Below are 22,450 nucleotides of genomic sequence, written 5' to 3' on the forward strand. Positions count from 1 at the left end.
GGGTATTCAACCATGTTTGATACCGATATTTTGCTCCAGGACACGCAGGAAATTCTGAGTGCCGTACCCGTGACGATTGGAATGGCGCTCATGATTTTCGTCCTGTCGACGATAGTCGGCAGCATATTCGCACTTATCGAATACAGACGGGTACCGGTGCTGCGAGAGCTCATCATGACTTACAAGATCGTCTTCAAGGGCGTTCCGATGGTCATCGTTATTTTCCTCGCCTATTTCGGTCTGCCGCCCGCATTCCAGTTCCTGTTCTCATTGCTGGGGATCAACTTCAACGCCCACGAAACCCCCAATTGGGTCATCCTTGTAGTTGCGATTACCGGCTGTGTCGCCGCGTTCCAATCGGAGATTATCAAGGGAGCCCTGAATGCATTCGACACCGGTCAGTCGGACGCAGCCCATTCGCTGGGCTATACGGGCGGCCAACTGTTCCGACGTATCCTATTTCCCCAGGTGGCCCTCACGGCAATTCCTGACCTGACGACTTCGATGATGGTCATCATGAAGGCCCTTTCTCTCGGATTCGCCATCGAGGTTGTCGATATCTTCGCCCAGTCCCAGTTGACCGCCGCGCTGAACTACTACTACCTCGAAGCCTTCGTGATTGCCGTCGTGATCTATATGGTGATTGCCTATATCGTCACACAGATTGCCGACAGGCTGGAGCAGGCGCTGAGGGTGCGGACATGAGGTGGATGTGGGATAGAATCGTCAAGCTTCGGATATCGAGCCGTACCTTGGAGGCAATTCTGTTGGCCATGAAAAGCCCGAGGAGAAGCCCAAGTAGCCGATGTATGTATCGATAATTTTGAGTGCCCGCCGGTCGACCCCATGCCGCCTGGAGCGTGGGCAAATAGACTGAGCTTGCATGCCGACTTGCATTCTCTATCGGCAGCTGCAGATGACACATATTTGTTGAGGTGGGTTCTCCCCCGTCTGGAGGGCTTCCCCTTAGCGGGCGCCGGGCTTTGGACGACAACGAGCCCGCCCGCAGTCTATAGTATGATTGCGATCAGCGTCGCCCTTACGATCTTGCGCGTGACGCTAATGACATCGACAGCGCCGATAAATTGGGTGTCAACGCCAACCGCAGCCACGCGCCAAAGATTCCCCCAACCCTTGCTACCCAAAATCCGTGTAGAACATCGGGCGCTGGCACCAGGCCCGTTGTCAACGTCAGCCCAACTGCCTCAGCGCCTTGACCTGCTCCACCGCAACTTTGATAAGCCGAGGTGTCAGTTGGCGCGCCGTCTCGAGGAGCTCGGCCTCAAGTTCCGCCCGCTCGCGCGAAAGCGGGCGTGTCTTTTCCAGACCATCAAAAAAGTCCATCAATGGCATCTTGAGGATGCGCGCTAACTCGGCAAGCGTCTCAATGCTGGGTAGCTGTTTGCCGCGTTCGATATTGGAAATGCTCTCAGGGGTGCGCCCAACACGGTCAGCCAACACTTCCTGGCTCAGCTTCGCCCCGCGCCGCGCAGCCTGAACTCGCGCACCTATAGCCTGCTTTAAAGAGTCGCTCATACTTGAAGCGTGACTTCGGCATTTCTCGTTGACAACGAAGTCAGCTTCAGCATTGGTCATCATCATGAAGTTTACTTCAAGTCACGTCAGAAACATCACCGAACCAGCGGTGACCGCGTCCAGTGTGAAGCCGGCACATCCTTTCAGAAAGAGCGTCATACCCGAATGAGTGCATTGCTCCTATCATCCCTGCAAGACATTGCCACGCCGCTGCGTCGACACCCTCTGGTGCGCAATGCACCGAGTGTCGGAGAGTCTCCCACCAGCGTCTCAGCGCCGGCTTATGACGAGCGCTGGCTTCGCGATCTTCTATTTCGACATCCCGAACTCATCGTCGCCGACCGCGATCACGGCCTTGGAGATATCGTTCCCCTATGCTGCGAACTCCCTCTGCCTCGCGCGGGCGGGACAGTATTTGCGGACCTCCTGGGCGTTAGCAGAAGTGGCCGGCTGGTCGTCATCGAGTGCAAGCTTTGGCGAAATCCCCAAGCACGACGAGAAGTGTTGGCGCAGATCCTCGAATATGCCGCTTTGCTACGACACTGGAGTTTTGGCGATCTATCCTCGACCTTGAGGCGCAAGCTGACCTTGGTTGATCCCAACCCGATCTTCGCCGCGGCGAAGCTTCGGTGGCCAGACCTGGAAGAAGCTCCGTTCGTCGATGCGGTAACACGATCGCTAAGACTCGGAAATTTTCAGCTCATCATTGCCGGTGACGGCATCCGATCGGACACTCACGCGATTGCCGAGCACCTCAACGCGCAGGGCGGCGGACTAGCCCAACTCGCGCTACTTGAAATCCAGATTTGGCAAACGACTTCTGGAAATATTATCGTTATGCCTACGGTGCCGCTGCGGACCGAAGTCCTGCAGCAGAGAGTTTTGGTCGACCTCGGCGGTATGCCGCTCTATTTGGAAACGCCAGAACCTATCAGCGCCCCGCCCGCTGACACCATGGAGAATGTTGTCGATCCCGACCGAGTAAACCGGCGGGGCATCAACCGTGCATTCTGGCAGCGGTTCATTGATGAGGTACAGTTCGACCACGCAGACCAACTGGCACCACGCCACGGCGGCGACAATTGGGTGAGAGTTCCCCTGCCCGACCCGCTAGGATGGCTGACTGCCTTTCGGTCGACTGGCAGCAGAGCCGAAGTCGGCCTGTTCCTGACCTTCCGCGAAGAGGATGGTCAGGCTCTCTTTGATGAATTCCACAACGACATTGCAGAATTGCGCGGAGAAACCGGCCTTGATTTGGTCGCGCGGCTGAAATCGGACAGGCCATTTCATGCGGAGTTGGGCGTGTTTAGGCCAAGGTCAGACTTCGCAGACGAAGGCCAGCAGCTCGACTGGCTCTGCCATGCGGCTAATCGCTTTGTTTCGTTGATCCGCCCAAGGCTCAGCCTGATGGCGGAGGCTGCCGAATGACAAGGCTGCTCAAATGGGAACGGCTGGCCCTGGAGGGCGACTTCTCAACCATGCCCGCGCCCCTTAAGTGGGATCAATCCGGCCGCTTCGCCCATTTCCTCAACGGGTACGAGGTCGCCGGAGGAATGGACGCTCTAGCCGGCCTTGCCATCGCAATGTCGGGGCAAGCTCGCAAGACGGGCAAATGGCAAGGCAGCGCGCTCGACCTTTGGCTCAGCCTGTTCTTCCAGCAACGCGCCCATCGCCATACCCGATCAGAAGACAATGACCCAATTCTCGACGAACTGTGTGAAGCGCTTCGTGTGGCTCTCAATCAACTGACGCCGGAAGAGGCCAAGGCATTGGCTCTGCGGCTCAAACAGGAGGCCCTTTAGCTCAGCATTTTGCGAATCAGCTTGCGACGCTGAGGTCGCTGAAAAAATGTATTGGTTCGGCCTAGATATAGGCCAACAAAATATTTTGTCGGCCTTCGGCATCACTTTTGCCGAGCGACAAAATATTTTGTTGCAATCTCAAGTCGAGATAACACAAAAAAAAATGCATTTAGTTCAAGTTGCGTTCGATGGATCCGAAGATTTGGTATTTTGCGCCAAGTCAATGGTCGCTATTCTCTGGGTAATTCTCAGGAACATACCGATGTCGGTCGCTCCTGGGCTGGCATTCAGAGGATCTCATGGCCACCAACATCACCACAGTTTCGATCCACGCACTCACCCCTTACCGCAACAACGCTCGCACCCATTCCAAGAAACAAATCCGACAAATTGCCGACAGCATCGAAAAATTCGGCTTCACCAATCCGGTCCTGGTCGACGAGAAGAACAACGTCCTTGCCGGCCATGGCCGACTCTCAGCAGCGCGCCTGCTGGGATGGAAGGACGTTCCAACCCTCTCGATCAACCATCTCAGTGAGGCGCAGAAGCGCGCTTACATCCTCGCCGATAATCGGATCGCCGAGAAGGCCGGCTGGGACAAGCAGATCCTGGCCATCGAGTTGCAGGCGCTGGTCGATCTCGACTTCGATGTGAGCCTCACCGGCTTCGACATCCCAGAGGTCGATCTGATCATCAGCGAGTTCTCGCCGGACAATCAGGATGATGAAGCCGAAGGGGACGAAGCGGAACATCTGGAGCAATCGGCGGGGCCAGCAGTAACACGGCCTGGCGATCTATTCCTACTTGGCGATCATCGACTGCTTTGCGGCAACGCGCTTTCGGCAGAGCATTTCGATATGCTGATGCAGGGCGAGAAGGCATCCGTCTGTTTTACAGACCCGCCCTACAATGTTCCGATCGGCGGACACGTCAGTGGTCTTGGCAAGACAAGCCACCGGGAATTTGCAATGGCATCCGGCGAGATGTCCGACGATGAGTTCGCAAGGTTCCTGGAACAGTCGTTCTCACTGATTGCTGGGTCGAGCAAGCCGGGCGCTATCGCCTTCGTGTGCATGGATTGGCGTCATATCGCAGAGACCACATTGGCGGGTAAACAGACGTTCGGCGATCTGCTCAATCTGTGCGTCTGGAATAAGACTAATGCCGGCATGGGCAGCCTCTACCGCTCTCAGCACGAGCTGGTGCTGGTGTTCAAAAACGGGAAAGAGCCGCATCGCAACAACGTCGAACTCGGCAAACACGGACGTCACCGCAGCAATGTCTGGACCTACCGCGGCGCCAACAGCTTTGGCACGACGCGGATGGAAGAGCTCGAAGCCCATCCGACCGTCAAACCTGTCGCTCTGGTTGCCGACGCACTGCTGGACGTCAGCCGCCGCGGCGACGTCGTGCTGGACCCATTTGGCGGCTCGGGGACCACGCTACTCGCGTCGCACAAGACAGGGCGCCATGCACGCCTCATCGAGATCGATCCTCACTATTGCGATCTGATCATCCGCCGCTTCGAAAGGCATACGGGCAAGCAGGCAACGCTCGCCACCACGGGCGAGACGTTCGAGGAACTGTGCGAGCAGCGTGGCAGCCTCGAATCTTCCGACGCACGCGCCAAAACAGCGTCCGCGACCCCGGCGCCTGAAACTGTGGGAGGCCTGCTGTGACACGGAGAAAGAAACCTGCCGACTACTCGATAGGCTACGGCAAGCCTCCAACTGAAACCCGGTTCCAGAAAGGAATGTCAGGCAATCCGAAAGGGCGACCGAAAGGCAAAAAAAACATGAACACTATTGTACGTGAGACGCTCTTTGGGCCGATCCAAATCCAGCAGAATGGCAGGACGACGACGGTGACGGCACTCGAGGCCATCCTCCTCAAAATGCGCAACAATGCGCTTTCAGGCGATTTCCGGTCGGCGGCCCATGCTCTTCAGCTCGCATCACGTTGTGCCGAACTTGAGGAAAGCCGGCAACCCGATGCAGAGGTCGACGTGTTCGATCCGCAAACAATGGTGGACATGATGCGGGATTATCTCGACCACAAGGACTCGCCAGAGAACGATACTGAAGCCCGTTCCAAGACCGGCGACGAGGGAGACGAGGAATGAACGCTCCAATTCCCCTACCGGGCCGACCATCCTCTTCGCCCGTTGCACCGACTGCCCTTCAGCTGCTGTTGGGCGCGGCCCGCGATGACTTGGCGACCTTCGTGGCGCTGGCTTTCTCCGCTGTCGATCCAGGTGCCAAGTATTTGCCCAACTGGCACATCCGAGCGATTGCGCATCAGCTCGAGCGCGTCTCAGCGGGCAAGTGCAAGCGCTTGATCATTACGATGCCACCGCGATCGTTGAAGTCGGTCACCAGCTCGGTCGCGTTCCCGGCATGGATTCTTGGCCGCGATCCGTCGAAGAAAATGATCTGCGTCTCTTATGCTCAACCTCTTGCGGTCAAGCACGCCAACGACTTTCGAACAGTCGTCAACACCGCCTGGTACCGGTCGATGTTTCCGACCTTCAAGGTTAGCCCGCGCAAGAACACTGAAAATGAACTGCAGACCACGCTCGGCGGTGGGCGCCTGGCGACCTCGACCGGTGGTCAGCTAACCGGCCGCGGTGGCGACATCATCATTATCGATGACCCCTTGAAGGCAGATGAAGCGCATTCGGAATCGGCTCGCAATAGGTGCGCCGACTGGGTTCGCACGACATTGATGTCGCGCTTCGACAATCCCGCTGCCGGTGCCGTCGTCCTTGTCATGCAAAGATTGCATGTCGACGACCTGGCAGGCGTGCTTCTGGAGACTGGCGGCTGGGAGCATTTGAACCTGTCGGCGATTGCCGAGCAGAACGAACGCGTCCAGACAAGTGTAAATCGCTGGCACGATCGCAAGTTTGGCGACTTGCTCCACCCCGCGCGTCTGGGACACGCCGAACTGGACGGTCTAAAGCGCCTATTAGGATCACTCAACTTTTCCGCGCAGTACCAACAATCCCCTGCCCCACCGGACGGCAACATGGTCAAGAGGGTGTGGTTTCGCGACTACGATCCGCATCAGTTCGACCGTCGGTCGATGACCATCGTTCAAAGCTGGGACACCGCCCTTAAGGGCGACCCCTCCAGCGATTACTCCGTCGGAACGACATGGGCCAAGGACGACAACAACTATTATCTCCTTGATCTCGTGCGCGTCAGGGCAGCTTATCCAGACCTCATCAAGTCCGTCAAAAACTCCCTTTTGGAGCACGACCCTGACATCATCCTCATTGAAGATGCCGGCTCTGGCTCAAGCCTCATCGCCGACTTGGAAAGCCAAGACATCAGCACGACGGCGGTAAAAGCCAGAACCGACAAGGAAAGTCGGCTGTCACGCGTTGCCGCGATGATCGAAAACGGCAACGTCAATCTTCCGAAAGACGCACATTGGAGAGATGACTTCCTGCTTGAGGTGCTCGCATTTCCGCATGGCAGGCACGACGACCAAGTCGATTCCATGACGCAGGCGCTGATCTGGATGAAAGACGACAAGCCTACGGGGAGGTTCTATATCGGCAAATTTTGAAGTCCTGCTCCAAAATTTGGGCGCTTTCGCGAAATGTCAGCTTTGCGCCCACATAACGACGTTGAGCAGAACCCTGGCCCCATCCGAGGAGCGGACATTAAAGCGAACGGACGATGTAGCACGCCGACGCCGCTAGACGATCCGAGATACTGAGGTTGTCGGCTCAATGATCGCAGCTTGTAGCAGAGCGCGAAAGGCTACGGTCAGGACAGCCGCCGCGATCTGCACCCGGAGGGTTCGTTGCCATTGTTTTCGGGCGCCCACACCATGAGGTACGACCTTCGAAGCGTTCGGGGCTTTGAGACGCCCGCAACGCCGCCGTCGATTTTCTGCATTTCAAACCGAGACAAAACCCGAAATGTACGTCCTTAACGATTCATTGACTCGCGCCCCTTGCGATCTCTAAATCGGTTCTGAGGGAACGTTCTTGCACGTTGCGTTTTGAGGCGCTTGATGTTGAACCGCCTCGATCACCCAAACCTTTCCCCCGCTGATTTGCAGACCTGCAAACGGGTCTTCGAGCGGCTTTGTTCCGAGCGAAATTTCGACCATGCGAGCGAAGAAATAGAGCACATCGCTCCGGCGGTGATCCGTCACTTTCAAGAAGGCCACATGGATGAAGGCGATCTTTGGCTTGCCGTCCGAATGTGCTGCACATTTCGGGAGGCCTTGGCAATGCATCGCAGTGTCGGTCGGCTGGCCTACTATCAGGGCGCCCGACCTGGCTCGGATTTGCTGAACAGCCTGGCATAGACTTCGAGTTGGCCATGAAAGCTACGGCCGTACCGATACGCCTGACCGACGCGGCTGCGCGAAGACCCTATGACTAACCAGCTACCACCTCGCAGCTATTCTGAGGCAGGTAGCTGCTTCACGCTCTCTTGATTGAGGAGAGTTGCCAGCCCGATAATGATCTGCGGCATAACAAACGGCTTGGTGATCATCAGGCTGTTGGGCACTCCAAGCGACGGCCAGTCGTCCGCGCCATCGCCGCTCATGTATATCACTGGCATAGTGGGATTGACGGTTCGGAGGTGTCTGGCCACATCCCACCCGGTTCGGCCGTCTCCAAGCCTGATATCTGTGAGCAGAGCCGCAACTCGCTCCGGCTCACGATCAAAAATTGCAATGGCTTCAAGGCCCTTTGAGACGGGAATCACCTCAAACCCGGCCTCCCGGAGGGAGCTTTCGATGTCCAAGAGAATGATGCTTTCATCTCCACAACCAGTACGGAAACCGACGGCATTGAAAGGTATGCCTCCCTGAGTATTCCTCGGCAATTCAACGGCCGCAGGCCCGAAAATGCTCCTTAGACAATAACATATGTTAATGCGGCGAAAGCGGGCTGGGACTCGGAGGGCGCAGCCGAAAGGGAGGAGCCTCACGCAAAACAGTCATTTAGATAGGAACTTATAAACATATGTTATAGTTTGGAGGGTTCTGAGTGGTAGGTCATAGGGGAGCACGATTTGAGGTCTGACTCGAGCGTCGCCTTGTCCCAAGGCTTATCGGAGAGACAGACATCACAGAGGCGCAAGCCCTGGAGTTGATATCGCTTCTAGGAGCGAATTGGTCCTCCCTGATGCGGGAGGCCAAAGGCATCAAGCACAATCTAAGGTCACCAACCATGCCGCCCTCGAGAACATTAGCGCCCCCAGCAAGTTAGGGCCAACCCCAAACAGGTTCTTGATGGCACAGGCTCCCTCTTCGAACATTTTAATCCGCAAGCTCCAGACCATCTCGGAACTCGCACCGTCAGATATTGCGCTCTTGGGGAACATCTCGATTCAGGAGAAGGAATATCATGCCAACGAAGACATTCTGCGCGAGGGCGACAAACCGACCCTTTCCTTCGTCGTTCTGGACGGCTTGATAGGCTCGACCAAACTAACCGGCGACGGCAAGCGTCAGATTTCCTCCTTTTTTGTTCCGGGCGACATTCCCGACCTGCATGGTTTGCATTTGTCGGTCATGGATTCCACTTTCACACCTTTCATGCCGACGCGGGTGGGCTTCATGCGGCATGACGCTCTTCACGATATTTGCGACCAGCACCCTTCGATAACGAGAGTGTTTTGGCGCTCGACGGTGATCGATGCGGCGATTTATCGAGAGTGGGTCACCAACGTCGGGAGACGCGACGCCTATGCTCGTATGGCTCACCTTCTTTGCGAACTGATAGTCCGCCTGCACTCCGTGGGCCGCATTGAGGATCGTGTGGCCCACCTTCCGATCACGCAGGCTGCACTTGGCGACGCACTTGGGCTTTCCACCGTGCACGTGAACCGGGTGCTTCAGGAACTTAGACGCGACGGTCTGATATCCACCGTTGGCTCGCGTTTTCATGCGACCGACTGGGCAGGGCTCGTCCGCGCCGCAGATTTTGACTCTACCTATCTGCACCAAAGGGCTGCGCAAACAGGTGCCGATTTCTGAGCCTGCTGGCTCGCTCATAATCCGTTCAGCCAAGCCCTTCGCGATCCGCCGGTCACAGCTTGACGAACCCGACCGCAGACATAAAATAGCGACGGCATGACTTCTCAAAGATACGACCTCAGGAAGGAGCCCGACGAAACCTGGACGGTGTTTGACGTGTTCACTGGGCAGCCAGCAGACGCGTGGGGCGCTCCGGCGGAGTATCTTGACGAGGAGTATTCCCGCGATCTCGTCAGCGTTCTGAATCTTGTCGACCTGAAGCGAAGGGCCGCCCCAGGTAACCTCTAAGTACGACTGCCTAGGAGCGCCTGATAGCGTCGAAATTCCGCAAAGTCACCGTTCTGCGGGCGCCACCTGACATGGTGGAGAGGCTGAGCGGGCCGTGCTAAGGGCGAACCCGAAGCCTTAAAGGCGCTGGTCAATTCGCCGCCGCCATAGCTACCAGACCCGCATAACGTTGTTAATCCGGCAGCAGCATCTCCTCTTGGTCGGCCGCAGCCTCGAACAGTAGCCGGAAGTCACCAATCGGCATTTTGCCATCCATCGCAGACAGACATGCCTCCGCCGCCGACCGCCACTTTGGGCCACGGTTGGACCACTTCAATAGTTCCTCGGCGGCAGTGCCGATACGGCTGATCCCAAGGCGGAATCCCGGTCGGTCGGTTTTGACGTAGACAGGCGGGTTGAACCAACGATGGGGCATCAGGGTTCGCGCACGTCGAACGCGACGAATAGCTGCCAAATGGAGGCTGTATTGACGATCATTTCGACTAGTTGGCAGTCGGTTTCACGAAGGTCACGGCCGCGCTCGCGCACCAATGCAATGGTCGCCTTCACGGAAATTATGTCGCCCGGTAGATAGCCCAACAGGGCCTCGCGAACCAGCTCCTTGGCCGCTAGCTGCGCAGGCCAAACAGGTGCTTGAATGTCCATCCCATCCTCCCAGAGAGACAGAACCTCAATGACCCATTCTGTGGTGCACTTTCCGAAAAAGGCAAGGGCCGGAAACGTACAAAGCAGGTTCTGAAGGGCGCCAATCCCTTAGATCTGCGCCTTGCGCTTGAGGGCATTGCTGGGCGCTCTTGATCGTGCCGGCACACGTGCGGAGGGTCGGCATTTCGTATCTCCTAGCGGTTTGTTCGGCCCTGTGAGAGCCTGGGCCACTGGTCGGATTGAGGGTCGTGCCGGTGATCTGCCAAACATTTACCCGGACGGAGAATGCTCCCCTTCGAGATGTGTAATCCGAAAGATCGTCGGGTTACGGTCGCAAAGCGCGCCGCCAAACTGCGCCCACAAGCGTTCGCACTCTCTTGCCCTAGACTCGGGGTGCCCGGTTCGCCATAGAAGATCATGGCTCCGCGAACATCGTATCCAAGCACCGAAGCGTTGGCCACCAACTGAATGGCCATACCCAAGGTGATGGGACCGATTTTGGCCTCAGTTTTAGTGGAGAGGTCGACCACACCAAACACTTCCGCATTGACGCCTCTGCCAGCCAAAACGGCCGTCGAGATCGCATTATTCGCGGAAAGAAGCATTCGATTAGTCGCCCGTTGAAACGGCTCTACCAACTCTCAAAGGCAAGGTTTGCTCCCGATCACCCGACCTATCGCAGGTGGGGCGCCTTCGGCTGCAACAATCAACTGAATCAGGCGGCATCTCTCATTTCTGCGTCGTTGACGGGAAACTCCTGGAAAGACAGGCCACTCCGTCGAGCCCAATTCCGCTCAACATCGAGGAGTTCATTCTCACCAGTCAAGCCGTTCATAAACAGTCTGAGTACGTGTGCAGCTATGCGCTCACCGTCCTGCGAAGCAACACGTACACCGCGCTCTTTGCAGACCGTCCGACAAACATGGGCAAGCACCATAATATCGCTCGGCTCCAAAAACCGACCTGGATATAACATACCGTCCTCCCTGGGAAAGCTACATTGAGCTTCTGATTACATAGGGTCACCGGCAGCCACAATTAACTATGATAGTCGTTTACTCGACTCTGCAGAAATTTGAGCTGCCCACCAAAACGCATCGGGCATAGCGCCACTACGGCACCGAGGTACGGGCTATTCAGGACACGCGAGGTGCCTCCGAGCTTAGAATTTTAGGCAAGCTTCGCTTCTTCGCGTGAGAGATCCACCATAATCCGCAGGCAGTGCACTGTGAACTCTCCCCCGAAAGACCGATAGCAGCGGCGCAATTGTGTGGATCCGCGCTGTTTAGCCCATTCACTCGACGATGTTCAGGACGCTCGTTCTATGACAGCGACGCGCTTGGCCTCCCCTCATCGCTCCGCAAGCGGGGCGGGCGCCTTGATTAGTCATTTTTCTGGGAACCGTCGTTTCGCAGCGAAGTTCGGTACCGAAGGGACGTTCCGAGATGGAGTTGATCATGAAACAGGTTCTTTTCGCTTCAGCCATTATGGCACTGTCAACTGGCCTCGCCTTTGCGCAATCGACCACCACGACCACAGGCGGATCGTCGAGCTCGACAACCAAGACAATGCCGAGCACTACGACCGATCAGGGGACGGATTCGACCACCACGAGTGGAACGAACTCGAACTCCGCCAAGGACTGCGCTCCGGGTCAACAAACTGGTAGCGCCAAGCAGGCCGCGCCAGGTCAACAGGATACCGATGCTAACTCGGCTGCTCCTGGCCAGGTGAAGAAGACCACGGAAGGCTGCTGACCTGACCTGTCCCAGGTTGATGCATAGCGGTCGATTCTCAGGATGTCGCCGCATTGGAAAAACCCGTCGTGCTAGGCCGGCACGGCGGGTTGATAGCAGGACTATAGTCTTGCATTTCGCAGCGAAGGTCCAAGCTGTGCCAGTTGGTTCTCTGCTTGTCCAACGGCCGTTCCATTACATTAGTTAGTCGACATATATGTTATCGCCGCCTGCAATCTGTGCCATGTTGGTTCACCCTAGTGGCACCTGTTTTGCATCGCCCGCGACAGCAGGGGAAAACCAACACCCCAGCGAGTCCCGTTATCCCTGGGACGGCCTGCCGCTGCCGTGAATGGGGCGGCGGGCTTTTTTCTTATTCGATGAAACGAACGGTCATGCCGTGAGTTGGCTTCCCAAAGGAGGAGCCGATGAAAAAGGAAGGCGATGGGCGTGTAGACAAAGGCAATCAGCAACTGCTTGCCCGTCGTTTGTCTGAAGAAGTCGGCATTTCAGAACCTGAGGCGCGCGCTCTGATCAAGCTTATCGGCACGGACTGGAATTCGCTGCTTCGTGAAGCCCGATTCTTGAAGGAGCGTCATTAGAAGTCCGCCGCCTATTGGGGCGCCGGCGGCGGACCTGTTAAGCGGCTACATCCTTGGGAATCGACCGCTCGTAGGGTTAATGTGCCACTTGGAGGCCAGTTCCATGTAATTGCACAGCGGCAAGAGCATGCGACTTCCGCTTTATCCGGCATAGGCCATCAGGCATAATTGTAGCGACGCCATTGTCTAGTATCATATGGGGCCTGGTCATTAGGCCCACCCTCGTGCCCAGCATGGTCGGCACGGTCACTCACTCGATCCTTCGGCTGCTTGATCGTGCCGACTACTGCCGACGTCTGCTACTGCCGGTGGAAAGAGCCGGTTCCAAGGGCTGGTGCCCTGGCAATTCATGCCAAGCGACTTGGCGTAGGTCGCGCATGTCGACCTGCTGGCCGCACGTGGGGCAGGTGTAGAAATTCTCCCGCTCGTCGGCTGGCTCGCCGCCGTGCTGCCTGCCGGGGATGGGTGGTCCAAGGTCGGATAGCTTGGTCATCTACTGCCCAGCGCTTTTGCTTCTCGTTCTAGCGTCTCACGGTCGTTGCCGTGCTTTTTGATAAGTTCACGCACCTCGGGGATCGTAAGCTGAAACTTGCTGGCGAGATAACCGACCTCATATTCTTCGTCGCCTGATACCCGGTCGCGGTCGCGGAAATCACGCTTGCTTTTGTCGTCGGCCATTGGTGTTGCTCCTAGAGGTTGTTGATCCGCAACGCGCACCGGGTCGCATTGTTCATCCTTCTTGGAACTATTTTAGCTAAAGCTGATTGAATCGCGGGTGTGGGTCAGTTGATGCGTTTGAAGTTCATCAAGCCGATGGAGCCGGAGCTTGTCGATAACCCGCCAGAGGGTGACGACTGGATTCACGAGATAAAGTTCGACGGCTATCGCACGCAGATCATCAAGGACGAAGACGGCATCCGAGTGCTGACGAGGAGAGGGTACGACTGGACTGCACGCTACCAGATCCTTGCCGACCAAGCCGCCGCGATTGAAGCCGACGACTTCATCATTGAGGGTGAAGCCATCGTGGTTGATGAGGCTGGACGCTCCGATTTCCATGCGCTGCAGTCGGCGGTCAGCAGCCGCGAGACCTATCAGGACTATTATCTCGTCGCCTTCGATTTGCTGCACCTAAACGGCACGACCTCCGCAGCATGCCGCTCGAGGATCGGCGCGAGATCCTGCAGGGAATGATCGAGGCCGGCGGCCGCATCCAATTCAGCGAGGCGATGCCCGGCACGGGCGACGCGGTTTACTACCTTGCCGACCAGACTGGACAAGAAGGCATCGTCTCGAAGCGCCGGGACAGTCTCTATCGCAGCGGCCCGACGATGAACTGGCGCAAAATCAAGTGCTACGATGAAAAGGAGATGGACATCATCGGCGTTCAGCGTGATCCGGGCCAGGCGGCAAGGGTTCTTNTGGCTGACAACGGCCGCTATCTCGGCACCGCCAACGTCAATTTCAAATTCGACAAACGCAAGCGCCTCTGGGACCGCGTGCAGGGCAAGGTGGGCGGCCCTGTGCCGAAAGGCCTGAAGAGAGACAAGGCGGAATGGCTGAAGCCGGGTCTTGTCGGCCGCGTGAAGTTCCTGAAAGGTGAGGAGCAACTACGCCACGCGAAGCTGCTCGATTACCGGGAGGAGGAATAATGGCGGTCGCCAAGAAAGATCAGGAGCGCATCACCTATGCCTGGATGTATGGCTCCCAAGCGCGCAAGGACGGTAAGGAGCGCTCAGTGCCGGAGTATTGGGAAGAACAGGCCGACGCTTGGCTGCAGGGTTTTGATGACCATCCTTTGGCCGACGCCGGCAAGGTCAAGCCTGTCAGTGAGCAGATGGAAGCGGAAGTCGATGAGGCCGGCGTCAGCGAGCATTAGAGCGGCTTGCCGGCGCGCATCATGGCCCGCGCAATCGCGAGCTGCGTTTCCGTCCTGGCGTTCTCTTTCTGCGTCATGTTGTCGGCGGCGATGAGCCGTTTCAATGCCCGCAATATCTCGCCCCGCGTCCATCCCGCCTCTATCATGCAATCGACAATCGCCTGAAATCCGGGCTCCATTGCCTCCTGGCAGTCAATTGCCCGGTCCTGATATTCGTCCTGTCTCCTGGGTGGATTGATCATGCGCTGCATTCTCAGTTGGCGGGGCCTTTGGGCATCGTCTCGGACGTAGTTCCGTCGAGAAGATCGAGAAACGAGTGCATCGCCTTCACCATCATCCGCGCACCGTTTTCGTTTAATGTGAAGGATCGCTTCCCCTCATCAGTCAACAGCCCGACCAGGCAGACCTTGGGATTGTCGCGGTCGTCGATATCGATTGTGACGCCCGATACCCCTGGCAGCATCACGTCCTTTTGCTTCTTAGGCATCACTACGACAGCCTTGACTCGTTCTCACTCTGTTCCCATTTTGGGCAGGCCTCGATCCTTGTCAATGAGACGACCCTAAAATGTGTGGACGCGTTTTCGTAAAATCGACAATCCCGGACATGGTGCGGCGCTTCGAGTTCGCGCACCCCGGCGACATCGAGCGCTTGGGCAACGGGTTCCCGATCTGGAACGGTGCGCCCAGCCTGACCTATCCAATCATTAGCCGCGAAGAGCTTTCCACGAGCATGGCCGGTTTCGTTTCTGCGAAGTGGGGACTTGTTCCCGGCTGGGCGCGCGATGGCGGCGGCCGTCCGCCGCCTGTCAATGCGCGCTACGAGACCATTGCCAGCAATGGCATGTTCCGAAAGGCATATGCCGCGCGCCGCTGCCTGGTGCCTGTCGACGGCTATTTCGAATGGCAAAAGCTCGACCCTTCGGGCAAGAAAAAACAGGCTTACGCTATCGCCATGAAGGATGACGATCCTTTTGCCATGGCTGGAATCTGGGAAGAATATGCCGACAAGGCGACCGGCGAGTTGATCCGGACCTTCGCTGTCGCCACCTGCGAGCCAAATACGTTGATGGCGACGATCCATGATCGCATGCCGGTTATTCTGGCGCCGGCCGATTACATGCGCTGGCTCGGGCCGGAAACAGATCCTCGCGACCTCATGAAGCCCTATCCATCCGACCTCATGAAGATGTGGCCGATCGACAGCAAGGTCGGGAAACCAAGCAACAACACGCCCGACATCATCGACGAGATCGGTTTGGGGCCGACCGATTTGTTCGACGTCTAGAGATACTGATCGCCGTCGCCGCGGTGCTCATAGCAGAACCAATGTGATTCCCTGCGCGGCCGGGCAAAGCCCCAGCCGGCGACCTTGCCACAACCGTTACGCTCACATGTGTGGCCAAGCACCTTCACGTGGTCGCGCTGTGCCGGCGTCATGCCTTCGGCTAGTCTCGCTGGTTCGTCGCTCATGGCAGAAAGATTCCACAGTCAGACTTGACGGGCAAGGAAAATGTTCCTTTTCTGTTCTCATGGCACACGAACCGATCGACACGCTGGGCAAAGCGACCCGGCACAACATGCTTGTGAAAGCGGAATGCAGCTGCGGCAATGTCCGCTACTGCCGATCGGCCGACCTGATGATGGTCTACGGCGGCGGCGTCGATCCGCAGACGCTGAAGTTCAATTGCAGCCGGTGCCAACCTCAGATCAAGATCACGCTGCTGGAGGTGCATCCAGAGCACTTGCCGAAGCGTCTGCTGATCCACAAACCGATGAAGATCGACGGCAAGATCACCTGGCATACCGAGCGCTTCAAAGGATGACGAAGACCCTCGCCGATACGTTGGCCGCGCGCGAATGCCTCTATGTAAATTGCGGGCATGCTATGTGCTGCAAGTCCATCAAGCTCGACATCCATGCGCTGATAGATCGCCTCGGGCCAGATCACGGATCGATGCACTGGGACCTGGTCGGGCTTTTTGGCTGCTCGGATTGCAAGGCTGCGGGTCGCGACCATCGACCGGTGTTCTTCACATGTATTCCCGATTACGAGGGTCAGCAACGGAAGCGCAATCGCGAATGGGAGCCGACTTTCGATGGTGAGTAACAGGTAGCCGCGCGGCAGGGCATGGGAGCGTACCGGCAGCATGTGGAGTTGTTGGGCTGTGCGGCGCTGGCCAAGCAGACATCAGGTCCGCCGCCTAACACACACATGGCCATTCTTCCAGGCGCAGTTAAGGTGTGGTCCCGGAAGCCAAGGCCTGTGTGTGCGTCCGTCGGCCATTCCCTACGGTTGGGTAGAGTCATTGTGCTTGGCAATTTTCTCCAAGAGCTTACGTGAGGCTTCGAGGATAAGGCGTGTTACGGCGACTCGTCGGCAGGCTAGCCGCTGTGCTGGTCGGATAGCTTCGTCATGGCTATTTAGTGGTTTACGTCCGGCATGCGATGGTCTTAACGAGCAGTACGTATTCGGCCTCTGGCTTGCCGTAGGTGCCATTTGAGCAGGCCGCAAGGCCGCTGCGGTCCCTAATACGCACTTCGCCCCGCCGAGAATAGATGAGCCCGCGTCCTTCCAGCATTTGAAGCCCAACGGTAACTCCTGGCCGTCTTGCTCCAAGCATGACGGCGAGAAACTCATGGGTGATCGCAAGGCGTTCGCCGTGGATCCGATCGTCACACATCAGAAGCCAACGCGCCAAACGCTCTTCAAGGTTTGATTTGGCGTTGATCAGGGCCGTATAGCTGGTCTGAATGTGGAAGTAGTGGACATAGCGTAACAGGAACAGGCGCAATGTTGGGCTGTTCGCAAGAGCATCCTTGAAGGGCTCGGTTCCGATCCGGAAAGCGCTACCGGGCGACTGAACGTAACATTCATGCGGGGCATAGTCAGCGCCCATCACGAGCGCGGCACCGGTCATTCCCTCAAAACCGACAAGTCCAACCTCGGCCTCCTTGCCTGAAGCCGTCGCGACCACAGAAGCGATGCCGTCCTCCAGGAAGTAAACCGTCTCGATCTCTGAATCGGCTTTCTCTAAGGTCATCTTCAGCTTGAGGGCACACGGCTCAAGATGTGGCTGCAAAAGCGCCAGGTCACCAGGGTTAAGCCGACGCAGCAATTCGTTTTTATAGGAATCGTTCTGTGGATTGGTCATAGCTCAATCCCACTTGGGGCAAGAGCTTTCCAATCTCCTTGCCGTCCGCGCCCGTAAACACGTGCAGACGATTTGGCGAACTTACGCCCTCTGGCGCGCGATTGACAGTGAAATGCAAACTGATGCACGGCGTCCCCTCAGCCGCGGAATTACAAAACAGGGTGTACAAATTTAAAGGGTTGGAATCGTACAGAACTCTGCTTCGTACGAATCCAACAATTTGCGATAGCGGCCAACGAGCCGGCTTGATGTGCACCGGGAAGGAAGCAACTCTGGGGCGGCCTCGGTTTTGGCGGCACGATCAACTGGGCCGACGACAGGTTCTCGGCTTTCGGCGAAGCCATCGCCCGGACGGGCCTCAAAGACTTCGGTGACAGTCATGTACTGACCGGCTCGCTCGGCTTGCGGGTCAAGTGGTGAGTTGCTTGGCTCTTACAAGCTGATGTAGATCATCGTTGAGCGTCGGCTGTTTGGAGTTGCAGAGCTGAAGCTGCCATTCAGCTTCCGGCCCCAATGCTGCCGAGGAGCAATGCGCCTCTGAGGTGACCAGGAGTGAAGAAGCTATGCCAAACCCGCACGACGGGCGCCTTCTCTGATTGCAGCAGTGGCGACAGGATTGGTAACCGGATAGGTTCTGATGAACACCTCAGCCGTGAAATTCGGGAACTCGTCCTTCAGTCGCGAATTGATCCTGGCGACCTGAGGCGTTTCATTGAGCATCGCATGAGCCATTGCCACAAACAGAAGTGTGGCGGGCGAATCTGGCGCAGATTGACGTAGCGCGACCAGGGATTCACGGTAAAAGCCTAGAACGTAGCTGCATCGGGCAAGCATTCCATAATACCAAGGAACATAAGGATTTAGCCGGACCGCTCGCTTGGCCAGTTCGTAGCCACGCTTCGGGTCGCTACCAACAAGAGCAAGGCTACCCGCAAGAAAGGCAAGTGAGTCCGCGTCATTTGGAGCAGCCACCGACACTCGGTCATGTTCTTCGACAGCAGCTTCGACATCGCCCTGCAATGCCCGAAGATCGGCAAGCATTATGCGGGCGTAAATGTCGGCCGGATCGAGCGCCAGCGCTTGCTTGACACATTTGCTCCAGCTCTCGATCGAGCCGGAAAGGTTGTCGGTAAACCCGTTGATGGCTTCCACAGCATGCGCAAGTGCCAGCGCGGTCCAAGCTCTTGCTAGACCCGGGTCGAGTTCGATCGCACGCGCCAGTAGCCGTATCGCCTCCTTGTTCGACTCACGGGTGAAAAGGTGCTTCTGCTCAAGCCCAAGCAGATAGCAGTCATAGGCCTGCAAACTTGCTGGAGCCTTCCGACGAGCAGCATCGCGTCGCAGATTGGCGAGCTGACCGTGGCAAGTTGCAAGGACATTGATGACGTTTTCGGTCACGCTGTCCAGCATCGCAAACAGGTTGTTCGCGGAACGATCGTAACGCATCGTCCAGACATCGACCCCTGTGTGGGCGTCGACGAGTTGGACGCGGATGCGCACCCGCTGCCCGTCCACTTGAAAACTTCCCTCGATCACATAGTCGGCATTCAACTCTCGTCCGAGAGCTCGCACGTCAACACGCCGTCCCTTGTAGGAAAGCATTGTTTGGCGGGCGATCACCGCAAGGTCCCGGTAGCGAGAGAGATCAACTATGAGGTCCGCCGACAAACCATCAGCGATACGAGTCCAGCGTTCTTCTCCGCTTAGATTGTCGAACGGGAGAACTGCGAGGACCGGCGGACCCGGCTCGTCGGTCGAAAGACTTCCGGGTGGTGCATGGCTGCGGTCCTGCTGGCGGTGATCGGCAAGTAACCCAGCAAGCGCCACTTTACTGCGAACATCGAGCTTCCGATAAATGGCCGAAAGATGGGTCCGAACGGTGGTAGGCGCTATGAAGAGTGTTTCGCCAATTTCGCGATAAGTCATTCCCTCCGCAAACTTTGCCGCGACCATCAACTCCCGATCCGATAAGCCGGCGAGAGGATTGCCTACGGGGCGAAGCATCGTTCCATTTTCCTTGCTGCCGACCTGTGGCCAGAACCCGATGGCCTTACATCAGGATGAAAATACTACAGATGCGATATCGAAAACACTGCATTTGCACGATTCCATGCGACGGGTCAGCATCCTAGTCTCTGCAGGTGGGCAGGTTAGGTTGCTTGGCAGGCCTGGTCGATTTAGAACACGGAGGGCTCCATGACAAAGTTGCCTGTCTTGACCGTACTACTGGTGCTTTTGGTGTCGGCGGGGCCATGCTTGTCCGAAGGTACCCAAACCGACAGCAAACTGACTTCGGAAGAAACGGTGAAAGCTGCCAGCGCTGAACTGTATTCCGACATTCTCGTGCGAGCATGCAGGAACGGATGGCGGTATCCGCGCAGCTACATTGAAAACGGATTCAGGCGCCACCTGGCGGAGCTGAAACTGCAGCTTGTCGATCAGGGTTACACTGTCGTACCCGACATGACCGCGAATGATCCGCAGGTCCAAAGAACGATATCGAGGACCAAACGCCGTCTGGTTGGCTCGCGCCAATTCAGCTGTTCCCACCCATACTGGCGCGATGAATGACTCCAACGCGACGGTGTGCAATCTGATAGCCTGATTTCCGGCGGTTCTCCCCAGGTTGGAAGGATGGCGTTGACGAATGGCAGGTTGTTATTCCGGGAGGAGTGACACTCCTCCTGGGGCTGTAAACAACTTCATGGAATGACCGCTCTTCGGCTGCGTGGCTCCGCAAGCTGCCGATCCGCTCCCGGCCCAAAAGCCGAGCTAGCCTCAGTTGGCCCTTAGTAGGCGAGTGATAGCCCAATTTTCCTGCAACGAAGACCCGCTAGGCCCGCTGACCGACGAAGAAAGTGCGATTTCTCCTGTCGTTGATCTCCCTTGCAGCCGGCTGGCCCAGGATTGCCGGTGCAAGCAGTCGAACATACTATTTCGCTAAAACCTGGAACCTATTGGTGCACTGAGCCTTGAGTCGCGGTTCGGAGGGTGCATGAGTAAGGCAGCAAACGGGCTCTCTTTCGTCGAGTTTCAGTCGCCGACTCTGGTCGCAACGGCGCCCGAGGGCAGCGAATGGATTCACGAGATCAAGTACGATGGCTACCGCACTGAGCTGATCATGCAGCGTGGCAAAGCACGGGCCTTCACGCGCCGTGGCTACGACTGGTCGCATCGATACCGCCGGATAGTTGAAGCAGCGGCGGGCTTGCCGGTGAGGACCGCGATCATCGATGGGGAGGCTGTCGTTCTCGGCGACACCGGCCTTCCGGATTACCAAGCCCTGGAAAGAGAGTTGGGCAATCCAGATTCCGCGAGACTCATCTTTTATGCGTTCGACCTGCTGCACCTTAACGGGCGCGATCTTCGGCAACTGCCATTGGTGAAGCGCAAGGCAGCCCTGGAGAGGCTACTGGAGAACACCGCGCCGACACTGACCTATGCCGAACATCTGGAGGTAAGCGGCAAGGATGTGTTTCAACATGCCTGCCGGATGGGGTTGGAGGGGATCGTATCCAAGCGCGTCGATGCGACCTACGGCTCGGGGGTTCAGACCAGTTGGTTGAAGGTAAAGTGCATCAAGAGCGACACCTTCCCTATCGTGGCTTTCGTAGAGAAACTCGGTGCTCACCCGCGCCGCATTGCATCGCTTTATATCGGGCGCCGCGAGGGCAACCGACTGCTCTATGCCGGGAAGGCTCGCAGCGGGTACACCTTGAGCGCTGCGAAACTTGTGCGAGAGCGGCTTGACCCGCTGATCATCAGCAAGTCGCCTTTGTCAGAGCCGATTGTGAAGCCGAAAGCGACTTGGGTGAAACCACACGTGCTGGCCGAGGTCCAGTTCAGCGGCGTCACCGATCGCGGGGTGCTGCGCGAGGCAGTGTTCAAGGGTTTGCGCGAAGACCTCGTGCCAATCCCGGCCAAGCCTCAAGCGCCATCAAAGCGACGCGGGCCAACCCGGAAACATGGCGTTCCCAGTGAAAACATCCTGCAACTGCTGCCAGACGCTGTCTCGCCCTCCAAGGACGAGCTTGCGCGTTACTGGGAGAGGGTTGCGGATCATGCCCTGGTTCATCTCGGCCACAGACCGCTGAAGCTGGTCCGCCATGCTCATGGCGCGACCTTCTATCACAAAGGCGCACTGCCGCAGATCCCGGCGGCAGTGCATCAATTGCGGCTGCAGAAGCGCGAGGGTGGCGAAGGTGTGCGCGTGTGGGTGGACGACCTTGCCGGTTTGCTGGGACTGGTCGAGATGGATGCGGTAGAGCTGCATCCCTGGAACGCCACCGTCGACGATATCGAACATGCCGACCGTATTGTTCTGGACCTTGACCCCGGCGAGGGCGTGGAGTGGGAGCAAGTCATCGAGGCCGCACTGGCGCTCCGCGACATCCTGGAAGCGGAAGGGCTGGAGAGCTGGCCGAAGGTTACTGGCGGCAAAGGCATTCACCTGATGGTCCCGCTGGAGAGCAAGATCACGCACGACAGCGGCCGCCTCTTGGCCAGGTCCTTCGCCAATCGGCTCGCTGAAGCGCATCCGGACCGCTATCTACTTTCGGCCTCGCCGTCGGCTCGAACAGGCCGCATCTTCATTGATTACCTCCGCAATGGTCGGGGCAGCACTGCGGTGGGCGCCTTCTCGCCACGGGCGCGCCGCGGTTTTCCAATCGCCCATCCGGTGACCTGGAGCCAGGTTGAGGCAGCCATCCGTCCAGATGCCTTCACGATCGACCGTCCGTTCAGGGCGGCCCTCAGAAAAGCTGCGTGAGCGCAAACGCCGGAAATGAAGAGTGCTCGCC

26 protein-coding genes and 1 pseudogene are annotated in these 22,450 nt (G+C 57.4%); 17 read left to right on the top strand and 10 right to left on the bottom strand.

All coding sequences use genetic code 11. The features are described 5' to 3' along the window. Nucleotides 1-12: 12 nt before the first annotated feature. Nucleotides 13-705 carry an ABC transporter permease subunit gene (locus X735_RS159930; protein WP_023809599.1) on the top strand — a complete coding sequence of 231 codons (693 nt, stop codon included), beginning with the start codon at nt 13-15 and terminating at the stop codon, nt 703-705. Between the two features lie 486 nt (nt 706-1,191). On the opposite strand, the gene X735_RS1000000167170 is transcribed toward X735_RS159930, so the two are convergent. Next, nucleotides 1,192-1,602, bottom strand: a complete 411-nt coding sequence (locus tag X735_RS1000000167170; protein ID WP_023809600.1) for a helix-turn-helix transcriptional regulator — start codon at nt 1,600-1,602, stop codon at nt 1,192-1,194. A gap of 99 nt (nt 1,603-1,701) precedes the next feature. Here X735_RS1000000167170 and X735_RS159920 point away from each other — a divergent pair, with 99 nt between their 5' ends. The 6 genes from X735_RS159920 to X735_RS1000000168625 all read left to right on the top strand — a co-directional run bounded on the left by X735_RS159920 (nt 1,702) and on the right by X735_RS1000000168625 (nt 7,664). Beyond that, nucleotides 1,702-2,964 carry a hypothetical protein gene (locus X735_RS159920; protein ID WP_023809601.1) on the top strand — a complete coding sequence of 421 codons (1,263 nt, stop codon included), beginning with the start codon at nt 1,702-1,704 and terminating at the stop codon, nt 2,962-2,964. Next, nucleotides 2,961-3,338 (top strand): hypothetical protein, encoded by a 378-nt coding sequence (locus tag X735_RS159915; RefSeq protein WP_023809602.1) that lies wholly within the window; start codon nt 2,961-2,963, stop codon nt 3,336-3,338. The genes X735_RS159920 and X735_RS159915 overlap by 4 nt, the downstream gene beginning before the upstream one ends. Before the next feature lie 299 nt (nt 3,339-3,637). Beyond that, nucleotides 3,638-5,017, top strand: coding sequence for a DNA methyltransferase (locus tag X735_RS159910; RefSeq protein WP_023809603.1), 1,380 nt, complete (start codon nt 3,638-3,640; stop codon nt 5,015-5,017). Then, a complete protein-coding gene (locus tag X735_RS159905) occupies nt 5,014-5,460 on the top strand; it encodes a DUF5681 domain-containing protein (protein ID WP_155930555.1) in 447 nt (148 codons plus the stop codon). The genes X735_RS159910 and X735_RS159905 overlap by 4 nt, the downstream gene beginning before the upstream one ends. After that, entirely contained in the window at nt 5,457-6,911 is a 1,455-nt protein-coding gene (terL, locus tag X735_RS159900) for a phage terminase large subunit (protein WP_081734771.1), read from the top strand. Before X735_RS159905 ends, terL begins: the two co-directional genes overlap by 4 nt. A 453-nt stretch (nt 6,912-7,364) precedes the next feature. After that, nucleotides 7,365-7,664: a hypothetical protein gene (locus tag X735_RS1000000168625; RefSeq protein ID WP_155930556.1), complete on the top strand. Its 300-nt coding sequence runs from the start codon at nt 7,365-7,367 to the stop codon at nt 7,662-7,664. A 95-nt stretch (nt 7,665-7,759) separates the two neighbouring features. Here X735_RS1000000168625 and X735_RS01000000165585 read toward each other — a convergent pair whose 3' ends face one another. Then, nucleotides 7,760-8,110 (bottom strand): response regulator, encoded by a 351-nt coding sequence (locus tag X735_RS01000000165585; protein ID WP_245273111.1) that lies wholly within the window; start codon nt 8,108-8,110, stop codon nt 7,760-7,762. Between the two features lie 490 nt (nt 8,111-8,600). Here X735_RS01000000165585 and X735_RS159890 point away from each other — a divergent pair, with 490 nt between their 5' ends. Continuing rightward, on the top strand, nt 8,601-9,347 hold the full coding sequence (locus X735_RS159890; protein ID WP_023809607.1) for a Crp/Fnr family transcriptional regulator: 747 nt from the start codon (nt 8,601-8,603) through the stop codon (nt 9,345-9,347). Between the two features lie 460 nt (nt 9,348-9,807). Here the strand turns inward: X735_RS159890 and X735_RS159880 are convergent, their stop codons facing one another. Both X735_RS159880 and X735_RS159875 read right to left on the bottom strand, forming a co-directional pair. Further along, nucleotides 9,808-10,050, bottom strand: coding sequence for a DUF982 domain-containing protein (locus X735_RS159880; protein WP_023809609.1), 243 nt, complete (start codon nt 10,048-10,050; stop codon nt 9,808-9,810). Then, nucleotides 10,050-10,280 carry a hypothetical protein gene (locus X735_RS159875; protein ID WP_023809610.1) on the bottom strand — a complete coding sequence of 77 codons (231 nt, stop codon included), beginning with the start codon at nt 10,278-10,280 and terminating at the stop codon, nt 10,050-10,052. Before X735_RS159875 ends, X735_RS159880 begins: the two co-directional genes overlap by 1 nt. Before the next feature lie 1,457 nt (nt 10,281-11,737). Between X735_RS159875 and X735_RS159870 the strand changes: the two genes are divergently transcribed. Together X735_RS159870 and X735_RS1000000167180 are read left to right on the top strand one after the other, a co-directional pair. Further along, nucleotides 11,738-12,037 (top strand): hypothetical protein, encoded by a 300-nt coding sequence (locus X735_RS159870; RefSeq protein WP_127291957.1) that lies wholly within the window; start codon nt 11,738-11,740, stop codon nt 12,035-12,037. Between the two features lie 407 nt (nt 12,038-12,444). Then, nucleotides 12,445-12,618, top strand: coding sequence for a hypothetical protein (locus tag X735_RS1000000167180; RefSeq protein ID WP_023809614.1), 174 nt, complete (start codon nt 12,445-12,447; stop codon nt 12,616-12,618). Between the two features lie 489 nt (nt 12,619-13,107). On the opposite strand, the gene X735_RS159865 is transcribed toward X735_RS1000000167180, so the two are convergent. Next, nucleotides 13,108-13,296, bottom strand: a complete 189-nt coding sequence (locus X735_RS159865) for a DUF3606 domain-containing protein (protein ID WP_023809615.1) — start codon at nt 13,294-13,296, stop codon at nt 13,108-13,110. 135 nt (nt 13,297-13,431) lie between these two features. Between X735_RS159865 and X735_RS01000000165595 the strand changes: the two are divergent. Both X735_RS01000000165595 and X735_RS159860 read left to right on the top strand, forming a co-directional pair. Continuing rightward, a pseudogene (locus X735_RS01000000165595) lies at nt 13,432-14,270 on the top strand (RNA ligase family protein). Beyond that, the gene (locus X735_RS159860; RefSeq protein ID WP_023809616.1) at nt 14,270-14,497 is read left to right on the top strand and encodes a hypothetical protein; all 228 of its coding nucleotides are present in this window, start codon (nt 14,270-14,272) and stop codon (nt 14,495-14,497) included. The pseudogene X735_RS01000000165595 and the gene X735_RS159860 overlap by 1 nt, the downstream one beginning before the upstream one ends. Here X735_RS159860 and X735_RS159855 read toward each other — a convergent pair. Continuing rightward, entirely contained in the window at nt 14,494-14,739 is a 246-nt protein-coding gene (locus tag X735_RS159855) for a hypothetical protein (protein ID WP_023809617.1), read from the bottom strand. The genes X735_RS159860 and X735_RS159855 overlap by 4 nt on opposite strands. A gap of 11 nt (nt 14,740-14,750) precedes the next feature. Beyond that, on the bottom strand, nt 14,751-14,984 hold the full coding sequence (locus X735_RS159850) for a hypothetical protein (RefSeq protein ID WP_023809618.1): 234 nt from the start codon (nt 14,982-14,984) through the stop codon (nt 14,751-14,753). Between the two features lie 80 nt (nt 14,985-15,064). Here X735_RS159850 and X735_RS159845 point away from each other — a divergent pair, with 80 nt between their 5' ends. After that, nucleotides 15,065-15,784 carry an SOS response-associated peptidase gene (locus tag X735_RS159845; RefSeq protein WP_023809619.1) on the top strand — a complete coding sequence of 240 codons (720 nt, stop codon included), beginning with the start codon at nt 15,065-15,067 and terminating at the stop codon, nt 15,782-15,784. Here the strand turns inward: X735_RS159845 and X735_RS159840 are convergent. Continuing rightward, entirely contained in the window at nt 15,781-15,969 is a 189-nt protein-coding gene (locus X735_RS159840; protein WP_023809620.1) for a hypothetical protein, read from the bottom strand. The genes X735_RS159845 and X735_RS159840 overlap by 4 nt on opposite strands. Before the next feature lie 167 nt (nt 15,970-16,136). On the opposite strand from X735_RS159840, the gene X735_RS1000000169680 reads away from it, so the two are divergent. Together X735_RS1000000169680 and X735_RS0133760 are read left to right on the top strand one after the other, a co-directional pair. After that, entirely contained in the window at nt 16,137-16,322 is a 186-nt protein-coding gene (locus X735_RS1000000169680) for a hypothetical protein (protein ID WP_245273113.1), read from the top strand. Beyond that, nucleotides 16,319-16,606: a hypothetical protein gene (locus tag X735_RS0133760; protein ID WP_023809622.1), complete on the top strand. Its 288-nt coding sequence runs from the start codon at nt 16,319-16,321 to the stop codon at nt 16,604-16,606. The genes X735_RS1000000169680 and X735_RS0133760 overlap by 4 nt, the downstream gene beginning before the upstream one ends. Nucleotides 16,607-16,928: 322 nt before the next feature. Here the strand turns inward: X735_RS0133760 and X735_RS159830 are convergent, their stop codons facing one another. Next, on the bottom strand, nt 16,929-17,651 hold the full coding sequence (locus X735_RS159830; protein WP_023809623.1) for a Crp/Fnr family transcriptional regulator: 723 nt from the start codon (nt 17,649-17,651) through the stop codon (nt 16,929-16,931). 561 nt (nt 17,652-18,212) lie between these two features. Next, nucleotides 18,213-19,655: a LuxR C-terminal-related transcriptional regulator gene (locus tag X735_RS159825; protein WP_031212654.1), complete on the bottom strand. Its 1,443-nt coding sequence runs from the start codon at nt 19,653-19,655 to the stop codon at nt 18,213-18,215. Nucleotides 19,656-19,847: 192 nt separating this feature from the next. Between X735_RS159825 and X735_RS159820 the strand changes: the two genes are divergently transcribed. Both X735_RS159820 and ligD read left to right on the top strand, forming a co-directional pair. Continuing rightward, the gene (locus tag X735_RS159820; protein WP_031212655.1) at nt 19,848-20,222 is read left to right on the top strand and encodes a hypothetical protein; all 375 of its coding nucleotides are present in this window, start codon (nt 19,848-19,850) and stop codon (nt 20,220-20,222) included. Nucleotides 20,223-20,646: 424 nt separating this feature from the next. After that, entirely contained in the window at nt 20,647-22,419 is a 1,773-nt protein-coding gene (gene ligD / locus X735_RS159815) for a DNA ligase D (protein ID WP_023809626.1), read from the top strand. Nucleotides 22,420-22,450: the final 31 nt, after the last annotated feature.

It is taken from the genome of Mesorhizobium sp. L2C084A000 (assembly GCF_000502875.1).
Classification (GTDB): domain Bacteria; phylum Pseudomonadota; class Alphaproteobacteria; order Rhizobiales; family Rhizobiaceae; genus Mesorhizobium.

Coding starts and splice junctions, on each gene's coding strand:
- X735_RS159910 (WP_023809603.1), top strand. CDS start 3,638: ATGGCCACCAACATCACCACAGTTTCGATCCACGCACTCACCCCTTAC.
- X735_RS159930 (WP_023809599.1), top strand. CDS start 13: ATGTTTGATACCGATATTTTGCTCCAGGACACGCAGGAAATTCTGAGT.
- X735_RS1000000169680 (WP_245273113.1), top strand. CDS start 16,137: ATGATGGTCTACGGCGGCGGCGTCGATCCGCAGACGCTGAAGTTCAAT.
- terL (WP_081734771.1), top strand. CDS start 5,457: ATGAACGCTCCAATTCCCCTACCGGGCCGACCATCCTCTTCGCCCGTT.
- X735_RS1000000167180 (WP_023809614.1), top strand. CDS start 12,445: ATGAAAAAGGAAGGCGATGGGCGTGTAGACAAAGGCAATCAGCAACTG.
- X735_RS159820 (WP_031212655.1), top strand. CDS start 19,848: ATGACAAAGTTGCCTGTCTTGACCGTACTACTGGTGCTTTTGGTGTCG.
- X735_RS159870 (WP_127291957.1), top strand. CDS start 11,738: ATGAAACAGGTTCTTTTCGCTTCAGCCATTATGGCACTGTCAACTGGC.
- X735_RS159855 (WP_023809617.1), bottom strand. CDS start 14,739: ATGATCAATCCACCCAGGAGACAGGACGAATATCAGGACCGGGCAATT.
- ligD (WP_023809626.1), top strand. CDS start 20,647: ATGAGTAAGGCAGCAAACGGGCTCTCTTTCGTCGAGTTTCAGTCGCCG.
- X735_RS159830 (WP_023809623.1), bottom strand. CDS start 17,651: ATGACCAATCCACAGAACGATTCCTATAAAAACGAATTGCTGCGTCGG.
- X735_RS0133760 (WP_023809622.1), top strand. CDS start 16,319: ATGACGAAGACCCTCGCCGATACGTTGGCCGCGCGCGAATGCCTCTAT.
- X735_RS1000000168625 (WP_155930556.1), top strand. CDS start 7,365: ATGTTGAACCGCCTCGATCACCCAAACCTTTCCCCCGCTGATTTGCAG.
- X735_RS159890 (WP_023809607.1), top strand. CDS start 8,601: ATGGCACAGGCTCCCTCTTCGAACATTTTAATCCGCAAGCTCCAGACC.
- X735_RS1000000167170 (WP_023809600.1), bottom strand. CDS start 1,602: ATGATGATGACCAATGCTGAAGCTGACTTCGTTGTCAACGAGAAATGC.
- X735_RS159840 (WP_023809620.1), bottom strand. CDS start 15,969: ATGAGCGACGAACCAGCGAGACTAGCCGAAGGCATGACGCCGGCACAG.
- X735_RS159915 (WP_023809602.1), top strand. CDS start 2,961: ATGACAAGGCTGCTCAAATGGGAACGGCTGGCCCTGGAGGGCGACTTC.
- X735_RS159875 (WP_023809610.1), bottom strand. CDS start 10,280: ATGGACATTCAAGCACCTGTTTGGCCTGCGCAGCTAGCGGCCAAGGAG.
- X735_RS159865 (WP_023809615.1), bottom strand. CDS start 13,296: ATGGCCGACGACAAAAGCAAGCGTGATTTCCGCGACCGCGACCGGGTA.
- X735_RS159920 (WP_023809601.1), top strand. CDS start 1,702: ATGAGTGCATTGCTCCTATCATCCCTGCAAGACATTGCCACGCCGCTG.
- X735_RS159880 (WP_023809609.1), bottom strand. CDS start 10,050: ATGCCCCATCGTTGGTTCAACCCGCCTGTCTACGTCAAAACCGACCGA.
- X735_RS159845 (WP_023809619.1), top strand. CDS start 15,065: ATGTGTGGACGCGTTTTCGTAAAATCGACAATCCCGGACATGGTGCGG.
- X735_RS159850 (WP_023809618.1), bottom strand. CDS start 14,984: ATGCCTAAGAAGCAAAAGGACGTGATGCTGCCAGGGGTATCGGGCGTC.
- X735_RS159860 (WP_023809616.1), top strand. CDS start 14,270: ATGGCGGTCGCCAAGAAAGATCAGGAGCGCATCACCTATGCCTGGATG.
- X735_RS159825 (WP_031212654.1), bottom strand. CDS start 19,655: ATGCTTCGCCCCGTAGGCAATCCTCTCGCCGGCTTATCGGATCGGGAG.